This window comes from Sinobaca sp. H24 (assembly GCF_023845525.1).
On the sequence record NZ_JALBWT010000003.1, the window covers coordinates 74,643 to 91,345 of the forward strand.

The 16,703-nt window shown below is 44.4% G+C and carries 18 protein-coding genes and 2 pseudogenes; 3 read left to right on the forward strand and 17 right to left on the reverse strand.

What is annotated here, in order from left to right:
* Positions 1-9 precede the first annotated feature (9 nt).
* From flgM to MMY81_RS06125, 8 genes are all read right to left on the reverse strand, one after another.
* On the reverse strand, positions 10-270 hold the full coding sequence (flgM, locus tag MMY81_RS06095) for a flagellar biosynthesis anti-sigma factor FlgM (RefSeq protein ID WP_120191908.1): 261 nt from the start codon (positions 268-270) through the stop codon (positions 10-12).
* Between the two features lie 77 nt (positions 271-347).
* On the reverse strand, positions 348-758 hold the full coding sequence (locus MMY81_RS06100) for a TIGR03826 family flagellar region protein (protein ID WP_252312067.1): 411 nt from the start codon (positions 756-758) through the stop codon (positions 348-350).
* A complete protein-coding gene (locus MMY81_RS06105) occupies positions 755-1,393 on the reverse strand; it encodes a ComF family protein (RefSeq protein WP_252312068.1) in 639 nt (212 codons plus the stop codon). Before MMY81_RS06105 ends, MMY81_RS06100 begins: the two co-directional genes overlap by 4 nt.
* On the reverse strand, positions 1,387-1,512 hold the full coding sequence (locus MMY81_RS33285; protein ID WP_256497867.1) for a hypothetical protein: 126 nt from the start codon (positions 1,510-1,512) through the stop codon (positions 1,387-1,389). The genes MMY81_RS06105 and MMY81_RS33285 overlap by 7 nt, the downstream gene beginning before the upstream one ends.
* Positions 1,502-2,905, reverse strand: a complete 1,404-nt coding sequence (locus MMY81_RS06110; protein WP_252312069.1) for an ATP-dependent helicase ComFA — start codon at positions 2,903-2,905, stop codon at positions 1,502-1,504. The genes MMY81_RS33285 and MMY81_RS06110 overlap by 11 nt, the downstream gene beginning before the upstream one ends.
* Before the next feature lie 163 nt (positions 2,906-3,068).
* Positions 3,069-3,917: a DegV family protein gene (locus MMY81_RS06115; RefSeq protein ID WP_252312070.1), complete on the reverse strand. Its 849-nt coding sequence runs from the start codon at positions 3,915-3,917 to the stop codon at positions 3,069-3,071.
* Positions 3,918-4,020: 103 nt separating this feature from the next.
* Positions 4,021-4,725 (reverse strand): response regulator, encoded by a 705-nt coding sequence (locus MMY81_RS06120; RefSeq protein ID WP_374561461.1) that lies wholly within the window; start codon positions 4,723-4,725, stop codon positions 4,021-4,023.
* Positions 4,726-4,812: 87 nt separating this feature from the next.
* A complete protein-coding gene (locus tag MMY81_RS06125) occupies positions 4,813-5,937 on the reverse strand; it encodes a sensor histidine kinase (RefSeq protein ID WP_256497868.1) in 1,125 nt (374 codons plus the stop codon).
* A 290-nt stretch (positions 5,938-6,227) separates the two neighbouring features.
* Between MMY81_RS06125 and MMY81_RS06130 the strand changes: the two genes are divergently transcribed.
* Both MMY81_RS06130 and MMY81_RS06135 read left to right on the forward strand, forming a co-directional pair.
* Positions 6,228-6,863: a YigZ family protein gene (locus MMY81_RS06130; RefSeq protein WP_252312072.1), complete on the forward strand. Its 636-nt coding sequence runs from the start codon at positions 6,228-6,230 to the stop codon at positions 6,861-6,863.
* 256 nt (positions 6,864-7,119) lie between these two features.
* Positions 7,120-8,289 (forward strand): LCP family protein, encoded by a 1,170-nt coding sequence (locus MMY81_RS06135; RefSeq protein WP_252312073.1) that lies wholly within the window; start codon positions 7,120-7,122, stop codon positions 8,287-8,289.
* Positions 8,290-8,335: 46 nt separating this feature from the next.
* Here MMY81_RS06135 and MMY81_RS06140 read toward each other — a convergent pair whose 3' ends face one another.
* The 8 genes and pseudogenes from MMY81_RS06140 to MMY81_RS06175 form a co-directional block, all read right to left on the reverse strand.
* Complete coding sequence (locus MMY81_RS06140; protein WP_252312074.1) at positions 8,336-9,238, reverse strand: GNAT family N-acetyltransferase; 903 nt, start codon at positions 9,236-9,238, stop codon at positions 8,336-8,338.
* An 82-nt stretch (positions 9,239-9,320) separates the two neighbouring features.
* Positions 9,321-9,797 (reverse strand): PssE/Cps14G family polysaccharide biosynthesis glycosyltransferase, encoded by a 477-nt coding sequence (gene pssE / locus MMY81_RS06145; protein WP_252312075.1) that lies wholly within the window; start codon positions 9,795-9,797, stop codon positions 9,321-9,323.
* Entirely contained in the window at positions 9,794-10,267 is a 474-nt protein-coding gene (pssD, locus tag MMY81_RS06150; protein ID WP_252312076.1) for a PssD/Cps14F family polysaccharide biosynthesis glycosyltransferase, read from the reverse strand. Before pssD ends, pssE begins: the two co-directional genes overlap by 4 nt.
* Positions 10,268-10,299: 32 nt before the next feature.
* Positions 10,300-11,698: pseudogene (locus tag MMY81_RS06155) on the reverse strand (O-antigen ligase family protein).
* A gap of 370 nt (positions 11,699-12,068) precedes the next feature.
* Positions 12,069-12,209, reverse strand: a complete 141-nt coding sequence (locus tag MMY81_RS06160; RefSeq protein ID WP_252312078.1) for a hypothetical protein — start codon at positions 12,207-12,209, stop codon at positions 12,069-12,071.
* Positions 12,210-12,334: 125 nt separating this feature from the next.
* A complete protein-coding gene (locus MMY81_RS06165) occupies positions 12,335-12,472 on the reverse strand; it encodes a PIG-L deacetylase family protein (protein ID WP_252312079.1) in 138 nt (45 codons plus the stop codon).
* A 142-nt stretch (positions 12,473-12,614) separates the two neighbouring features.
* Entirely contained in the window at positions 12,615-13,793 is a 1,179-nt protein-coding gene (gene murJ, locus MMY81_RS06170; protein ID WP_252312080.1) for a murein biosynthesis integral membrane protein MurJ, read from the reverse strand.
* Positions 13,794-13,903: 110 nt separating this feature from the next.
* Complete coding sequence (locus tag MMY81_RS06175) at positions 13,904-14,125, reverse strand: hypothetical protein (protein WP_252312081.1); 222 nt, start codon at positions 14,123-14,125, stop codon at positions 13,904-13,906.
* A 365-nt stretch (positions 14,126-14,490) separates the two neighbouring features.
* On the opposite strand from MMY81_RS06175, the gene MMY81_RS35010 reads away from it, so the two are divergent.
* A complete protein-coding gene (locus tag MMY81_RS35010) occupies positions 14,491-14,853 on the forward strand; it encodes an acyltransferase family protein (RefSeq protein ID WP_374561502.1) in 363 nt (120 codons plus the stop codon).
* 736 nt (positions 14,854-15,589) lie between these two features.
* On the opposite strand, the pseudogene MMY81_RS06180 reads toward MMY81_RS35010, so the two are convergent.
* Positions 15,590-16,641 (reverse strand): annotated as a pseudogene (locus tag MMY81_RS06180) (glycosyltransferase family 4 protein).
* Positions 16,642-16,703: the final 62 nt, after the last annotated feature.

The window sequence follows — 16,703 nt, forward strand, 5'->3', positions numbered from 1 at the left end:
TACTGCCCGTTACTGCTTTGTCCAAAAATCATAAAATTTTCTGGCGGTTTCTTCGGCATCAATTTTATAGTCGCCGCTTTCTACTTTACTCTTCAATGCGTCCACCTTTGCCTGGCGGGCCGGATCAATTTTATCGCTGTTTAACATATCCTTGGCTTCCTTTGAAATTTCCAGTTTATCGGTCTTCTGCGGCGCGGCCTGTTCCGATGCCTGCGCTTTTACCGTTTTTTGATACGGGTTGTTAATAGGTCCGCTTGGATTGATTTTCATGGCTGCTGCCTCCTCTGACAAGTCCGATCTGTACTGCTGTCTTTCTTATATCGGTTGTTTTTTCTATTATTACATGACTACCGGACTGATTTCGACCGGTAAATGTTGGATCGCTCTTCCCGAAGCTGTTCTGTACGCTTTTGTTCGTATGTTTCCTGATCCAGGTCCGCTTTAAGACGATTATGGCAGTCCGTACAGATTTTTCCTTCACGGATACCGGTCCCGCAGGACGCACACGGGTAAAACAGCTGTGGGAAAGATTTCAGCTCCAGTCTGCCTTCTTTAATAAATTGAATAATTTCCTTTTCCTCTACGTCAACGGCTTCGGAAATATCGGCCATCGTGGCCTGGCGGTTCTGCTTTTTACGAATAAATTGATAGACGGCCTGGAACCGATCCTCCCGTTTTTTATAACAGGACGGGCAGATGTCCCGTACGGTTCGTACATAAAGCTGCTCGCAGACGCTGCAGTTTTCAAGCTGGTTCATTGGGCGTTCTCCTCTTTTCTGGAAAGGGTACCCGTACTTCGTGCAAGCGTAAATGAAGCAACCCGCTCCGCTCCCGCACTCCGCAGAACAGACGCTGCTTTTCTGACGGTGGTCCCTGTAGTATATATATCGTCCACGAGCAGAATTTTTTCACCATCAAATCTAATATTTTCCTGATTACTCATATAAAAAGGTTGATAGGACAGGCTTTCTCTTTGATTTTTAGTACTTTTGCTCTGTTTTTTCGGCTCATCTTTTTTTTCTAGTCCGTTCAGCCTAATCAAAGGCAGCAGATCCGCCAGCAGGACGGCCTGATTGAAGCCTCTTTCCTGTGTTCTGCCGGGACCGGCAGGCAGTGCCATCACCTTCCAGGAAGTGTAAGAGCGCCGCCAGGTCTGAACCCATTCTTTTTGAAACACAGCTGTAAGCGCCGGATCCCCGCGGTATTTCCAGCGTGCCATCCACTTTTGCATGGCTTCATCATACCGATACAGGGAAATATTATGATCTAGAGCACGTCCTAAGTCTTTTTCTCCCCACGCTACGCAGTCGCCGCAGCAAGTATCCTGAAAAAACGATGCGCTTTGTTCATCTTTTTCCCGGCCGCAGATCCGGCAGTCCCGGGACGTCAGCATCGTAAATAATGCCGGCAGTCCGGACAGACCGGGTCATTGGCGCGGCTGATCAGACCATGCCAGGAGAGCTGCTCCTGCCTTGGTTCCATACAGTATAAACAGCGGCGCTTACTCCCCATGTGCAGTGCCCCCTTGTTTGTTCATCGTCTGAATATGACGGACCGCCTCCAGCATCGCGGTCGTTTTTCCATAATGAAAATACATCACGTCCCCATCCGGCTGGTCGCTGCTTCTCCCCACCCTTCCGGCAATCTGCACAAGCGCTTTTTCGTCAAATATATTTTCTTCGGCGCCGAGCACTGCCGCTTCTGCCCCTTTGATCGTAACGCCGCGTTCCAGAATGGTCGTCGTCACTAAAATCGGCACTTTTTTATCGCGGAACAGCTGGATTTTTTCGTGGCGCAGCGGATCTGCGGCGTGCACGCCGATCGTCCCTTCCCATTTTTCTGCAAGCAGCCTTGCCGCTGTTTCTGCCTGTTCGACAGAAGAGACAAAGACAAATACCGGTACACCGGCGGCTGTCTTTTTTTCGCACCAGGCGAGCAGTGCCGGCGGCATCCGGTCTTTTTTTAATGCTTTTTTCCAATTCCCTATCCATTTGAGCGTTGGTACGGGAAGGGGATAATCGTGATAGCGGCGCGGGATTTGTATAAAGGGAAGCTCCCCGTCCCGCGCCTGTTTTTTTAACTGCCTGGAGGGGGTGGCGGTTAAATAAATCCTGGCGGCGCCGGGTTTGGCTGCCTTGTCGACTGCCTGCTTAAGAGAGGGATCGTAGGAGAAGGGAAACGCATCAATTTCATCAATAATAACCACGTCAAAGGCATCACGGAACCGTCTCGTCTGATGGGTGGTGGCTATGTGAATATCAGCGTAGCCGAAGCGCTCTTCACTGCCGCCGTAGAGGCCTTTCACGATCAGCCCCGGAAAAGCTGCCCGGATCCGTGGGAGAAGCTCCATTACTACATCGGCACGAGGTGTCGTCAGAAGGACCCGCCTGCGGTCGAGACAGGCGTCTTCGATGCCCCGGAAAAGGATTTCTGTTTTCCCTGCGCCGCAGACGGCCCAGATAAGCAGCTCCGTGCCATTCGCAATGGCCCGGCACAGCTCGTCGGATGCTTTCTGCTGGCCCGAAGAGAGCTCCCCCTGCCACTGCAGAGAGGCGCTGCCTTCGGGAAGCGGTGCCCTGCCGTTCCAGGAAAACAGTACCCCGCACGTGTCTATCCGCCCCATTTCCAGGCAGATGCGGCAGTATGTGCAGGTCTGCCCGCAGCGGGCGCAGGAAAATGCTGCAAACAATCCGGGATCGCTTTCCAGACAGCGGTGGCAGAGCCAGCTTTTCTTCGATTTCGATAAGCCGGGGCGCATCACCACATGCCCTGCCTGTAGAAAGGGAAGCAGAATCTCCAGCGGTTCGCCGATTTCCTCCAGCAGAAGATCGCGTCCAGCCAGACGCGTGCAGATTTCGTTATAGAAAGGATGGTTAAAATCAGCGTCCGCTTTTATCGTGGACACCGCAGGTAAACTATCTATACTTCTTGGAGCCGAGGGATCTTTATATACGGGAATGTAGCGTGTTTCTCCTGATGTGGAGAGAAATGAATGGATACGTATCGGGGGTCACTCCTTTAAGGGGTTTATATGAGGAAAGCAGCAGACGGGTGCCTGCCGCTTTTTATTACCTGCTGTACCAGCCAAGCGCGAGAGCGCCTTCGCCGAGGTGGGTAGCGATGACCGGTCCGAACTCACTGACCACAATGTCCGCCTGCGGATGGGCCTGGGAAAGTTCTTCTTTTATCTGCTCTGCTTTTTCCGGGCGGTTGGAATGAATCACCGTCGCCTGGACCGAGGCACTGTTTTTAACATCATCGGCAAAAATATCATAAATACGGGCAATTGCTTTTTTCGCAGTCCGCACTTTCTCAAATGGGACAATTTTTGTATCTTTCATTTGAAGTACAGGCTTAATCTGCAGCAGGCTGCCTACAATCGCCTGGGCGCCGGTCAGGCGGCCGCCGCGGTGAAGGTGGTTTAAGTTATCGACGACAAAATACGCCTTCGTGCGCTTTCTCATATCGGAAAGCACATCAAGAATTTCATCCACCGTGTGACCGGCTTCGCTCATCTCCGCCGCGCGGATCGCATAGAAGCCCTGCGGCATACAGCTGATTTCCGAATCAAAGCAGTATACTTCCACTTTATCGCTCACCTGCTCTGCGGCAGCACAGGCGGTCTGGTACGTACCGCTGATACCGCTGGACAAATGGATGGAAATAATGGCTTCATATTCCTTACTGAGCTCTTCAAAAAGGGCCGTAAATTCGCCGATAGGCGGCTGGGAGGTCGTCGGAAGGCTGTCTGCGTTTTTCATTTTCTCCAGAAAGTCATCTTTGGAAATATCTATTTCTTCCCGGTAGGCGTCTTCTCCAAATACAACACTTAATGGAATCACGGAGATGTGATGGGCCTCTCTTACGTCATCGGCCAAATAGGCCGTGCTGTCAGTAACAATTGCAATCTGCGGCATACTCGTTCCTCGCTTTATTATAGAATGGAATTTCTTTCCGGCAGGATAAGAAAAGCCGAAGATGCATGACACCTCCGGCTTCCTTTTCTTTATAGCGTCTGCCTTATCTGACTTTAACCCAGCCTTTTTTGATGGCTTCGACCACGGCCTGGGTACGGTCATTTACGTTCATTTTCTGCAGAATATTACTTACGTGGTTTTTCACCGTTTTTTCACTGATATAGAGCGCTTCTCCGATCATGCGGTTGCTGTAGCCGTCTGTCATCAGCTGAAGCACTTCGCACTCGCGTCTTGTCAGGATATGAAGCGGCTTGCGGTATTCCACTTCCCGGTAGCCGATTTCCTCCGGCTCCATTTCGCCTTCTGTGCCAAGGGCCAGGCGGCGGTATTCCTTAATCAGGTTCTGGGTGACCTTTGGATGAATATAGGCGCCCCCGGATCCGACTACTTTTACGGCTTCAATCAGCGCATCAGCATCCATTTCCTTGAGCAGGTAGCCGGAAGCTCCTGATTTCAGGACGTGGGTAACGTATGTTTCATCGTCATGAATCGAAAGGATCAGGACTTTCACTTTTGGGAAGCGGTCGAGAAGCTGTCTGGTCGCCTCTACGCCGTTAATGTTAGGCATGTTAATGTCCATCAGCACAACGTCCGGTTCGTTTTCTTCGACAAGCGCAACGGCCTGTTCGCCGTCATCGCCTTCTCCGACTACTTCAAAATTATCTTCCATGTTTAAAATTCGCTTTACACCTTCGCGGAACAGCTGGTGGTCGTCTATTAATACTAATTTAATATGCTCTTGTATCATCACATTCATCCTTTCGAATACATACCTCGGCATAGTCTAGTAGAACTATGTGTCCAGCATGTTTCAGCCGCTCATTTTATTAACTTTTCATTCCAGCGGTATCTTAATGATCACCGTGGTTCCTTTTCCAGGTTCCGACTGAACGCGCATTTCCCCGTTAAGGGCCAGTACTCTTTCTTTCATGCCGACAATGCCAAATGAATTTTCCTTTGACTTTTCTGTTTCAAATCCTTTGCCGTTATCTTTAATTAAAGCGGTCACAAAATCGTTTCTCACTTCAAGATTGACGCGGACCATGTCCGCTTCTGCATGCTTTGACGTGTTCTGCACGGCTTCCTGAATTAAGCGGAATAACGCGATTTCCACATGCGGGGGAAGCCGCAGCGCTGTGCTGAGCTCCCGGAAATAGATCGTCATGCCGGTGCGTTCCTCCACCGTCTGCAGGTATTTCCGCAGGGCCGGAACCAGGCCGAGATCATCGAGTGCCATCGGACGGAGGTCATAAATGATGCGCCTCACCTCTGCCAGACTGTCCTGGATCAGGTAACGCACATCCCTTATTTCCTCAAGAGCAGGTTCAATGCCCTTATCGTTATACACGCGCTCGACAAGCTCGGAGCGCAGCATGACGTTTGCCAGCATCTGCGCCGGTCCGTCATGAATCTCCCGGGCGACTTTTTTTCTTTCTTCTTCCTGTGCTTCAATAATTTTTAAGCTGAAACGCTGTTTCTCTTTCGCGTTTGCCACCAGTTCCCCAACATCTTTTAAATCTCCGTCCAAAAAGTTATACACGACCGATACCTGGTGAATGAGCGTTTCGGCTTTGCCAATCTGTTCCTGAAGAAGCACGAGCCGGCGTTCAATGTAATCGCGCCGCTCCCGCAGCTGCTTCTCTTCCTGGCGCACAACCGCAAGCTCTACCTGAAGAGCATTTGCTTTCTCATAGGCATTCTGGACATCTTTGTCGCTGTATTCCTTGAAAGTCCGGCTCATCTGCGCTAATCTGTTTCTTGCAATACGGGCACGGATTTCCATTTTGTCCGAAGCTTCAATCGTTGCTGCTACTTTTTTCTTTATCTCTCTTAATTCATCATTCAATGCGTCAAATTCGGACCGCGACTGCTCGCCGATATCAAAAAGCTGGCGTTTGCTTAGGTCCACAGTACCGAGCATTTTCTTTACTACTTCATCTAAAGCAGGTTTCCATACCAAGGATACCCCTCACCCTTTTTACATCCTTTACCTAATGTATTCCAAGGGGGAAAGAATGATTTTTTAGCCTGCGCGTTTCCATCCGGGCTTTTTGGCCTTTAAAGAAATAACGCTTTGCTATGATTAGTTTAGCACATTCTGAATTACCTATTACAGGTTTTAAAAAAATAATTTGTTCCTATTTTATTAACATTCTCGTAAAATGTCTTTATAAATCATAACATTTATTATTTTTACGTTGTTTTACAATATGATTATAGTGTGATGACATAACTAGAAGGAGTTACCATATGCTTACATCTTATTACACCGTTAAACAGCCCGGAACCCACGAAATCGTTATCCAGAAATCCCGGTTTATTACTTTCGTCCGGCGAGCCTACACAGAAGAAGAGGCGCAGTCTTTTATTGAAGAGGTTAAAAAGGAGCATAAAAATGCCAATCATAACTGTTCGGCCTATCTTATCGGCGAGCAGGATCACATCCAAAAAGCAAATGACGACGGAGAGCCAAGCGGCACGGCCGGTGTCCCCATGCTCGACGTCCTGAAAAAGCAGAAGCTGAAAAACACGGTCGTCGTCGTGACCAGATATTTCGGAGGCATCAAGCTTGGCGCCGGCGGCTTAATCCGTGCCTACGGCTCATCTGTTACCGAGGCCATCACGGCTGTCGGTGTTGTCGAACGCATCCGCACGCAGATTATGACCGTAACGGCGGATTACACCCTGCTTGGAAAAATCGAAAACGATATCCGCCGCTCCTCCTATCAGCTGAAGGACATCCGCTACGAGGAAAACGTGCATATAGATACGTATGTGGCGGCGGCAGAAACAGAAACCTTTACCGCCTGGATCACTGAACTATCCAACGGTCAGGCAGAGGTTAAAGAAGGAAATACCGCTTTTCTTGAACGAACGCTTGAATAATCCTTTCTCTAAAAAAAGGATTATTCTTTTTTTGTAACTATTGTTTTGTTACAGCGTCTTACATAGAGGAAATTGAATATACATATCCCATATTTACTATCTGAAGGTCTTTCTGTAGAATAAAGAGAAGTGGCTGTTTGCCGTAAAAAAGCCGTAAAGGAGCACAGGCCTTGAGTAGACATTCATAAGGAAGCTCCATCTATACAACCGCTTGGGAAAATACTAGAACATCATATGTGAGGGAGCAATTAACTAAATGGCAGATATACATGAACAAACAAGACTCCAGCGTCGAAATAAAAAGGTACGCCGCCGCCGGAGAATAATTAAAATTTTCGGTCTCCTCGGAATACTTGGAGTATTAGCCGTAGCGGTTGCAGCCGGCTATTTCCTTATCCAGCTCAGCAGCGTTACCGCTGATACTCAGGAAGAGCTCGAACGCGGCGAAAAATCAGATCTGCGTACGGAAGCCGTTGACCTGCAGGAAGATAACTTTTCCGTCCTGATTATGGGGGTTGATGACAGAGACGGCTCCAACCTGGAAGGCCGCACGGATGCAATGGTGCTTGCTACATTTAATAAAGATGAAAAAACAGTTAAGACTACCAGCATCCCGAGAGACTCTTTAGTTAATATCCCCGGCCGGGGCGAAGATAAAATCACCCATGCCCATGCATACGGTGGAACTGATCTTGCTATTGAAAGTGTAGAAAACCTTTTTAACATCCCGGTCGATTACTATGTAAAGCTTGATTTTATCGCCTTTGTCGAAATCGTTGATGCACTCGGAGGTATTGAAGTCGACTCTCCGCTCGCTTTCACCGAGCAGGACAGTGAAAGCAATCCCGATGCTATTCAAATTGAAGAAGGCGAACAGACCTTAAACGGAGAAGAAGCGCTGGCTTTTGTCCGCATGAGAAAGCAGGATCCCCGTGGAGATCTTGGTCGAGGCGAACGCCAGCAGATAGTTATTGAATCATTAATTAACAAATCCGCTTCGTTTTCTTCGATTAATAAATTTGATGACGTGTTTGACAGCGTGCGTTCGAATATGAGAATGAACTTCACCTTTGGAAACCTGGTATCGCTGCAGGGCTATTCACGCTCTCTTGACGATGTGGAAAGCCTCCAGCTCGGAGGCACAGACGCTACAATTAACGGTATCTATTATTACCAGATTGATCAAGGATCACGCGAGGAAATATCTGAAACGTTAACCGATCATCTGGAAATTGAAGGCACAAACGCCTATATGCCGGAACAGCCTACTTCCGGTTCCTCTTCTGCCGGAGAAGCTCCGGTTGAAGAACAGCCTGCTGAAGAACAGGCTCCTGTAGAGCAGGAAGAGCAGCCGACTGAACAGGACAGCCAGCCGCAGAATGAATCTTCAGGCGAACAAACACCCTACTTTTCTACAGTAGAATAAGAAAAAGCGTTTTTCCGATTAGCGGAAAAACGCTTTTTTTATGCCTTTAAAAAGAATCTACATCGCCCTGAGTAATAAACCAATTGGAAGGGTCATCCAAAGATGGGGAAGAAGAAAGATTATGTGTGACAAAGGGAAGCGGCTGGTCCTTTTCCCTAAAGCCCAGATGCTGCAGGGAATCTGCCAATGCGGAATGCGGAAGCGTCCATGTCTGCACGACCAGGCATGATTTCAGCTCATGCACAGCTTCACGCGCTAACGCTTCTGATTCTTCTGCCGTACCAGCGGAAATGTCGACAATGCTTCCTATGCCGATCGGCAGCCCTTTTACTTTTTTCTTTTCTTTTTTCGTCACAACGTATCCTCTTAACTTTCCTTCCATGTAGCAGGCAGTCATGTTATACGAGTTAACCGGATGCTGCAAATACCTCCAGTTCAAAAAATCCGCCTGCTTCTTTACATGCACCGGCCACTGGTCTTTATTTTGAGAAGCCAGTTCATTAAATTCCGGCCCGCAATCTGCTACAGGCTTAAACGTTAACTTCCATACATCGGTTTTATTTCTGCCTCGTTTTAATCTGGCAGGAGCATATAAAACCCGGCGGGAAATATTCACCTGATGGCTGGCGTTCGTATATTTCAGCAGCCGGCTGTTAGCTGCCGGAGAGGGAAATCCGTAAAGCATGGCAATATTTTCTGCTTCAGCCCGCTGCAGCATATCCTGATTCAAATAGTTATAAATACCTTTTCCTCTTGCTTCCGGGTCAACCATCGTATCCATTCTAAGTCCTATTTTAGAAGAACGGCCTTCTATATATGCCGGCATCACCCAAAGAGCGATATGACCTAATATCTGTTCATTTTCTTCCCATACCAAGACTAACGGCTTGAGGGGCGGGCTGGAATATTTCCATTCCCAATATGAATCGGGATGCTCTTTATCAAACACTTTTTTTAAACAAAGCCCTCACCGCTTCACGGTCTTCTGGATGATACAGCCTAATAGACATGGAACCTCCCCTGAATAGATATTATTGATCAATAAATTTTTTAATTACGGAAAACATCTGCTCCTGTTTGGACTGAAATGGTTTAGGTTCAAATGTTTCGGACTGGTGGATGAGCTCGAGCAGGTTGTCTCCTTCTCCCCATTTCAGAATATGCCCCTGTTCCGTGAAGCTTTCTGTTAACTGCAGCTGGTGGTCATCATTATGTTCTCCATACTTTTCCAGCCTCGGTGCCGCAATAACTTTTTTCTTTTTTTTCAGTCCGGTAATAACCGACCCGGTACCTGCATGGGTAATAATCAGTCGTGCTTCATCAAACAGCTGATCCATCTGCTCAAATGTAACAAATGGCCGCAGTTCCATATACCCGCTCTTAAAAGGAGTATTGCCATTCTGTACGATAATTTCGTCTTCAATGAATCCTTCTTTTTTTAAACGCTCTACTTCATTTAACAGGCGTGTAAAGGGCAGTTCATGGGTTCCGAGAATAACGAATATCAATAGATAGTCCCTCCGTAAACAGCTTTTGGATATACTTTCAGCATGGATTCCCACTGAACTACAAATAAATCAGCAATAGGATACACCATTCGCCCGGAAAGGTTAGCTGAAGAAGATTTGGAAAAGCTCTCAATGAACACTACTTTTTTCCGGAACAGCTTTGCAATGTAACACATCGGCACCGCCGTGTGGGTGCCAGTCGTAATAACTACATCCGGACGGTACTTCAAAAACAGCAAAAACGATTTAATAATGTTGTATGAAAATTTGAAGATGTATCGTATTGGGTAATTTCTTGCTCCATATACCAGGTAGGACATGGGATACTTCTTTTTCATTTCCAGGGTGATTGATGACTTTTCCGTTACAATATGGTAATCATACTGCGTGAATATCGGCTCCAGCTGAAGAAGCTGGGTGAGGTGACCTCCAATGGAAGAAATCATCATTACTTTTTTCTTTTTGTCCACAGCAGACCCTGCCCCTCTCCCTTTTTTGTTTGTTACCATCTTCTATTTCCAGTTTCTTTTTTCATAGACATTGTAAAAAGAAAGGCCAGTCCAACAGCCAGGTAAATACCGGCTCCCGGGGAAGACAGCACATGGCCGGCTGTAAATGCAGCCCCAAGTCCAATACACGTAGCAAGTCCGGAAAATAATACGTTTAAGCTGAACAGTCTGCCGTTTTTCAATATATTTATTATGCTGGCTCCGCCAACTGCTGCCAGCGGAATCATTAATAAAATAAATCCAACAAAGCCGAAATTAAAGAACCAGTCAATAAAGTCCATTTCGATGAACTTAGAGGTTTCTTCGTAATTCCCTCCTCGTCCCATGCCTAAAATCTTCTGGGAAACAGGAGCTGCCTGAAATTGAGTCATTGAATCGTTGAAAAAGCTTTCTCTTCCACTTAGGAAAAAGGATTGAATCGGTCCTAAATCAGGGCCTTCCGAAACGTTTTCCGGGCTTTCCCCTGAATCAACACTTCCACCTTCTTCAGCAGCGCCCTCCTCTCCTCCTTCTTCTGTCTCTTCTTCTGCCGGAGCCTGAGAAATATCCATGGAAACCCCCAGATTATTTCCGATAGCCATAAAAGGGGAAATCGCAAGTGTCACTACGGTCATCGCAGTAATAATAATAAGATTAAGGCCTTGTTTTTTTTTAATTAATTCCCAGAAGGATGTTACTACCCCTAACAGCAGGGCAATGACTGCCCCTCCAAAGGCGACTTTTGTTCCAATATTGAGCATCGCTAATATCATCAAAAATAATACGGGAATCATCAGCCATTTGATCAATCCACGCTTTGTTTTTAAGAAAAACAATACGGCGAAACAGAATCCCATGGCATAAATCGCACTCAATTCGTTTCCGGAGAAAACCATCCGGTGTGGCCTTCTCTAAGCAGCATACCGTAACTGCGCTGTCCGGTACCTGTAATATGAGCCAGCAGTACAATGATAGAGATGACCAGTAAGTTGATATAAATGAATTTGGGTATAGTCTTTTTTATATTCCACCTGGATTTTAAGGTAAAGAACAGCATGATGTATACGATCAGCATGACCGCGAAGTAAACGGTCTTTATAATATAGGTAATTTCTTCTCCATACTGATTGGGTCTTTGAAAATCATGTTATTGATGAAGTGAAGTCCCATATATATAAACAACACAGCAAGGTAAATTAATGAGATTTTCGTCCACTTCACAGAAGAAAATCCTAAAATAAATACCAGCCCCAAGGGAATAACAAGGGCCCGTATTAAAGTAGAAACAGGTATACCTACAAATGCAAACAGATCCAGAAAAGGCTGAAGCAATATGTAATAAGCAAACAATATACCGAGTGAATAGTGCCATTTTTCAAATCGTAAACCTTTTTTAAGTGAAGCTCCTCTCACAACAATTCTTATCCGCCGGATTTTTAACTTAGTGATTTTCTATATACTTCTTTTTTAAAGGCCTGGCTTTTAGTGATTGCCCATAACAGCGTTTCTGTTCGATTAGCCTGTTTAAAAGCAGCCTTAAAATTATAACCGTGTCTCTTGATGTGAAAAGCTGATTTAATGAATGCTTCTATGTCCAATTCAATAAAAGCTTCAGCGTAGGAAACTCTTTTTTTCTTTACAAGGTGCCTTTTATATTTATTTAATTTAATAATCCGTCAAAGCGATTGCCTGAGAAGAAAAAATAGTAATGGCTTTTTTCTTGTATTTCATTGTTTTGGAAACGTTCACGACAAATTTATGAACTCGGGTGGAATCGGACAGTTTATTTCATACAGACGATCACCGGCTTTTTTTGCAGATGCACCGTTTGAAGCATATCAGCAAGCATTAGAGATGTATTCGTATCTGGATGAGCATCTATAAATGTATTCGTATAAATAATGTCAGGCTGCTCTGTCTCCAAATTTCTTTCAATCTGCTGTTGGAAGCCTCTGTCGGAACATGCCCCCGTCCTTTAAATCCAGATAACTCACCTGTTGAATCCCGAGAACTTTTTTTACCTTTTCCATTTCCTGCGTCGTTCAGCTTTTAATTCCTTGCTGTCAGATCGCTTACACTTTTGCTTCCATCTGTTACGAGCACAACATGCACGCTGCTGTTATTTTCTACATGAGCACGTATCGTTCCTCCAAGTCCAATGGTTTCATCATCAACGTGCGGCACCATAACGACAATATTTTCATTTTCCTTAATGGAACAAAGCGCAGCTTCGAAGCATAGTACCTTTTTAGAAAACTACCTGTGATAGGGTTCAGCGGAATTCCGGCTGATTTTATTGCGATATCTTTAAAGCGCATGCTTGATTCACCTATTCTTTCTTTTTAAATCGTTCTATAACGATATTTACCGATTTTGCTTTCACCAGCAGCAGCGATACTCCATACACGGACGCTCCTGCCGCCCCTACAAGGGCAATTTGAAAAATATTGGCCCAATCTGTTATGAAGGGCTGTATCAAAAGGATAGCCCCTGTCATCACTGCTGCCGCTGCTGTTATTTTGATAAACTCCACTGCTATTTTAAGGTGTGGCATTCCACCGATAAGCCGGGAGAAAACAATATAGCAGAGACCTGCGTAAAACAACCCTACAAAGGAAGAGGCCAAAGGAATACCATTATAGCCAATAATAGAGGTAAAGATATAATTAAACAATATGTTCAATAAAACAGAAATACCGCCGATGATCAATATTAAATGGCCTTTTTTCAATGTATAAAAGCCTTTGTTTATTACATTATTTAAGCTGAAGAACAGCACGGAACCAAAGTAATAATAAGCTACTATAGTTGTATTGGATACTGCCCCGGAGCCGAACTCCCCTCTCTGGTATAACAGCTCTACTATGTTAGGCATTAGGAGCATCATACCAATAATGGATGGCAGCACAATTAAATACATAGCATTCAGACCGTCTTCAATTCCTTTTTTAAATAAGTTGTTATTCTGATTGGACATCGCTTTTGCAAGCATTGGGAAAATAACCGTCGCTATGGCGATGCCGAATATCTGCTGCGGAAAATGAACGAGGTTTTTAGCGTAATTAATATACGTAACAGCCCCTTCTGAAAACCGGCTGGCAAATACATTATCAACGGTCAAGTTAATCTGCCCAACCATAACGGTTAAAGCAACCGGGATAAAAATCGCATAAAACTTTTTTACTTCTGTCCAGTCGATGCTGCTTTTCCATTCTATAATTTTATCACTTTTTAAAATAGGCATTTTAAACAACAGAGAAATAATCGTACCAGCCAGGTATCCATAGGCCAGGGAGTATACGCTTAATTCACCGGCTAATAATACCGCTCCCAAAATGGTAGAAAGCACAACGATCACCTGCGAAAAAATCGATAAAGAAAATCGTTTCTCTGCATCAAAATAAGCCTCAAATACAGAATTCAGGCCGACAAAAAATAAAGAAGAAAATAAAATAATGGTCACTACTGTCGAAATCTGGACAGCTTCCTCAGAAAATCCGCTATACAATGTTCGTACGATAAAAAGGAGCAAGCACAACGCCCAATAAAGAAAGAGCAAGACTGATAACTGCTGTGCCTTTAAGCACCTGGTTTAAATATTTCTTTCCTCTATTATGCTCAAAACGCATCTACGTAGCTCGGCACCAGCGCATTCTTCATACCGTTGGTCATAAATAGAAAAAGCATATTTGGAATAATAAAGGCCGCAATATATGCGTCTGCTAAATAAGAATCACCAAAATAAAAAGCAATAGTCATATCTCTTAATAGACCGGAAACTTTTAGTATAAAAGTTACTCCAATCAACAATAGACTGGCTATTCCTAAATTTCTTTTCAACTTTAGAACCTCGCTCACTGTATTAGATGCAAATCATTTTCTATAAAGCTTTAAATAAATTCCTTATTCATTCTATCATAATTACCATGTGCCGGACTTCCTTTTGTTCGTTAAATATGCCTTCTTTCCCGGATTAAATCCGTTTTTTTCAAAGAGCAGTAGACTATTCCTACTGACTTTTTATACATTTATATCTAATTACGAGCGGATCGCTTATACTCAGATAGTATGTATCCGGTTTAATAAAAAAGGGGGATGGAAGTATAACAATGAACAGCCCGCAGGAGAAAAGCTTTTTTTTATGAAATTAACTTCATTCGTGCTCTCGCCTGTTTAATGATAGTTATGGTTCATGTATCCGCCCAATTTGCTCAGGCAAACGGAGGCGATTTACGGCTTATACATATTTTTGGAACCAGATTACAAGATTTGGCACTCCTATTTTTGCGGTCATTGGCGGCTTTCTTCTTTTTAATCAATACCGGAAGCGTGATTTTATTCTTTCCCGGTTCGCTTCTTCCCGGATAACAAAAGTATTATTTCCATTTTTATTCTGGAGCGTATTTTACATAATTTATAAAGATATTGCAGGACTTCGCGCGTTTCCAAGTCTTGGCACCCCCGGCGAAATTATAGACTTCGCGTATATTTTTGTACGGGGCGAAACAAATTACCACCTTTATTTATGTCGGTGGTACTCCAGTTTTATATCATTTTTCCTTTTCTAATTATGGCGGCAAAATCTTTTAACCGCTATCTCGTTTTATTCATCCTTGCCTTTGCAGTTAACTTCCTGCTCGTCCGGTACCATCCGGAAATAGGAAACTCTTACGTGGACATGATTATCTCTGAAAGATCTTTTTTATTCAGATGGATATTCTTTTTTATGATCGGCGGCATGTTGAGCTATTTTTGGGGGCCTATTATGAAATGGGTGGCTCAAATATAGAAGAACTTCCCTTTCGATCGGCCTTCTCATTTTTGTTTTGGAGCTCTCGAATATGCTGTACAAGGCTTTGTAGGATCCAATAGAGAAAGTAATTTTTTTTAATATTCCCATGCTGTTTTTAGCTGGCGCTTCATTATACTTATTCTGTTCCAGACTCCCGCGGCTGCAGGCATGCTGTTATCTCTTTAGGGAATTTATCTCTTGGTATTTATTTGATTCACCCTTTTGTATTATTCGTCAGCAATGATTACCTGGGCGGATTATATACTAACGCCGTTTGCTGCCTTTTTCTTACGCATTGGTGCTTGCCGGCAGTATAGCTCTCGTCCTGCTGATAAATAAACTTCCTTACAGCCAGTATATTATCACCGTCCCTAAACAAAAATAATGACGACAAGAAAAGCATGCCCCGCAGAGGAGCATGCTTTTTTTGATGACGTATAAACTCTTTTTCCATTAATAATGAATAATAAAAAAGTGTTCTGCAGTTATACTCTGCAAAACACCGTTTTTATTCAAAGCCTTCTTGGGAAATTATAAATTTTATCTACCAGATTAAGAACAGGACGATACTGTTTACTAACTAGCCTACCTGTTCCACTAAAATTTCCACTGCAATCACCAGGAGTGAAATAAAACTAAAGAAACCCAAAGTGTAGATAACGTAAATATCACAGCTGCCAGCCCAAACATCGCACTAATGGCATAGATAATTAAGACCGTCTGTTTGTGGGAATATCCCAAGTTTAACAAACAGTGGTGTAAATGCGATTTATCCGGGCAGACAGAGGCTGTCTGTGCACAATCCGTCTGATAATTGCAAAGAACGTATCAGAGATCGGCACCGCCAGAATAATGACCGGTACGACCAGCGAGAAAATAGTTACATTTTTGAATCCTAACAGAGAAATAACAGCAATCATAAATCCTAAAAACAGGGCTCCTGTATCTCCCATAAAGATTTTAGCCGGGTTAAAATTATGCACGAGAAATCCCAGTGTTCCTCCTAAAAGCGCAATACCCATGGCTACGATGAAAATATCTCCCTGAATAATAGCAAGGATAGATATGGTTGCCAATACGATAGAAGATACTCCTGCTGCCAGGCCATCAAGACCATCTATTAAATTAATAGCATTGGTAATACCAACAATCCATAAAAGAGTAATAGGAATACTCAGCCATCCGAGCTGCAGCGAGCTTCCAAAAGGCAGGTTGATAAAATCAATCTGGACGCCGCCGGCAATAACAATTCCTGCAGCAGCTATCTGTCCCAGCAGCTTATATTTGGCCGACAGCTCTGTAATATCATCCAGCACGCCGGTAACAATGATAATAGCTCCTGCGACTAAAATATAAGGAAGATAGGCACTCTCCGGCTGCAAAATTAACAGACCGATTAAGAAAGCTGCGTATATTGCTATGCCGCCAAGTCTAGCCATTGCTTTGTTATGCACTTTTCTCAGGTTAGGCTATCTGTCGCTCCGATGCGGAAGGCAACTTTTTTCACTACCGGTGTTAAAAGCAATGAAATCATGAAGCAGCTAATCAGTGCAATGGCAGTGATCATTAAGATCCTCCTCATTTGAATACATTTTTAAGTTATTTGAAGCTGATTTTTTTCACATG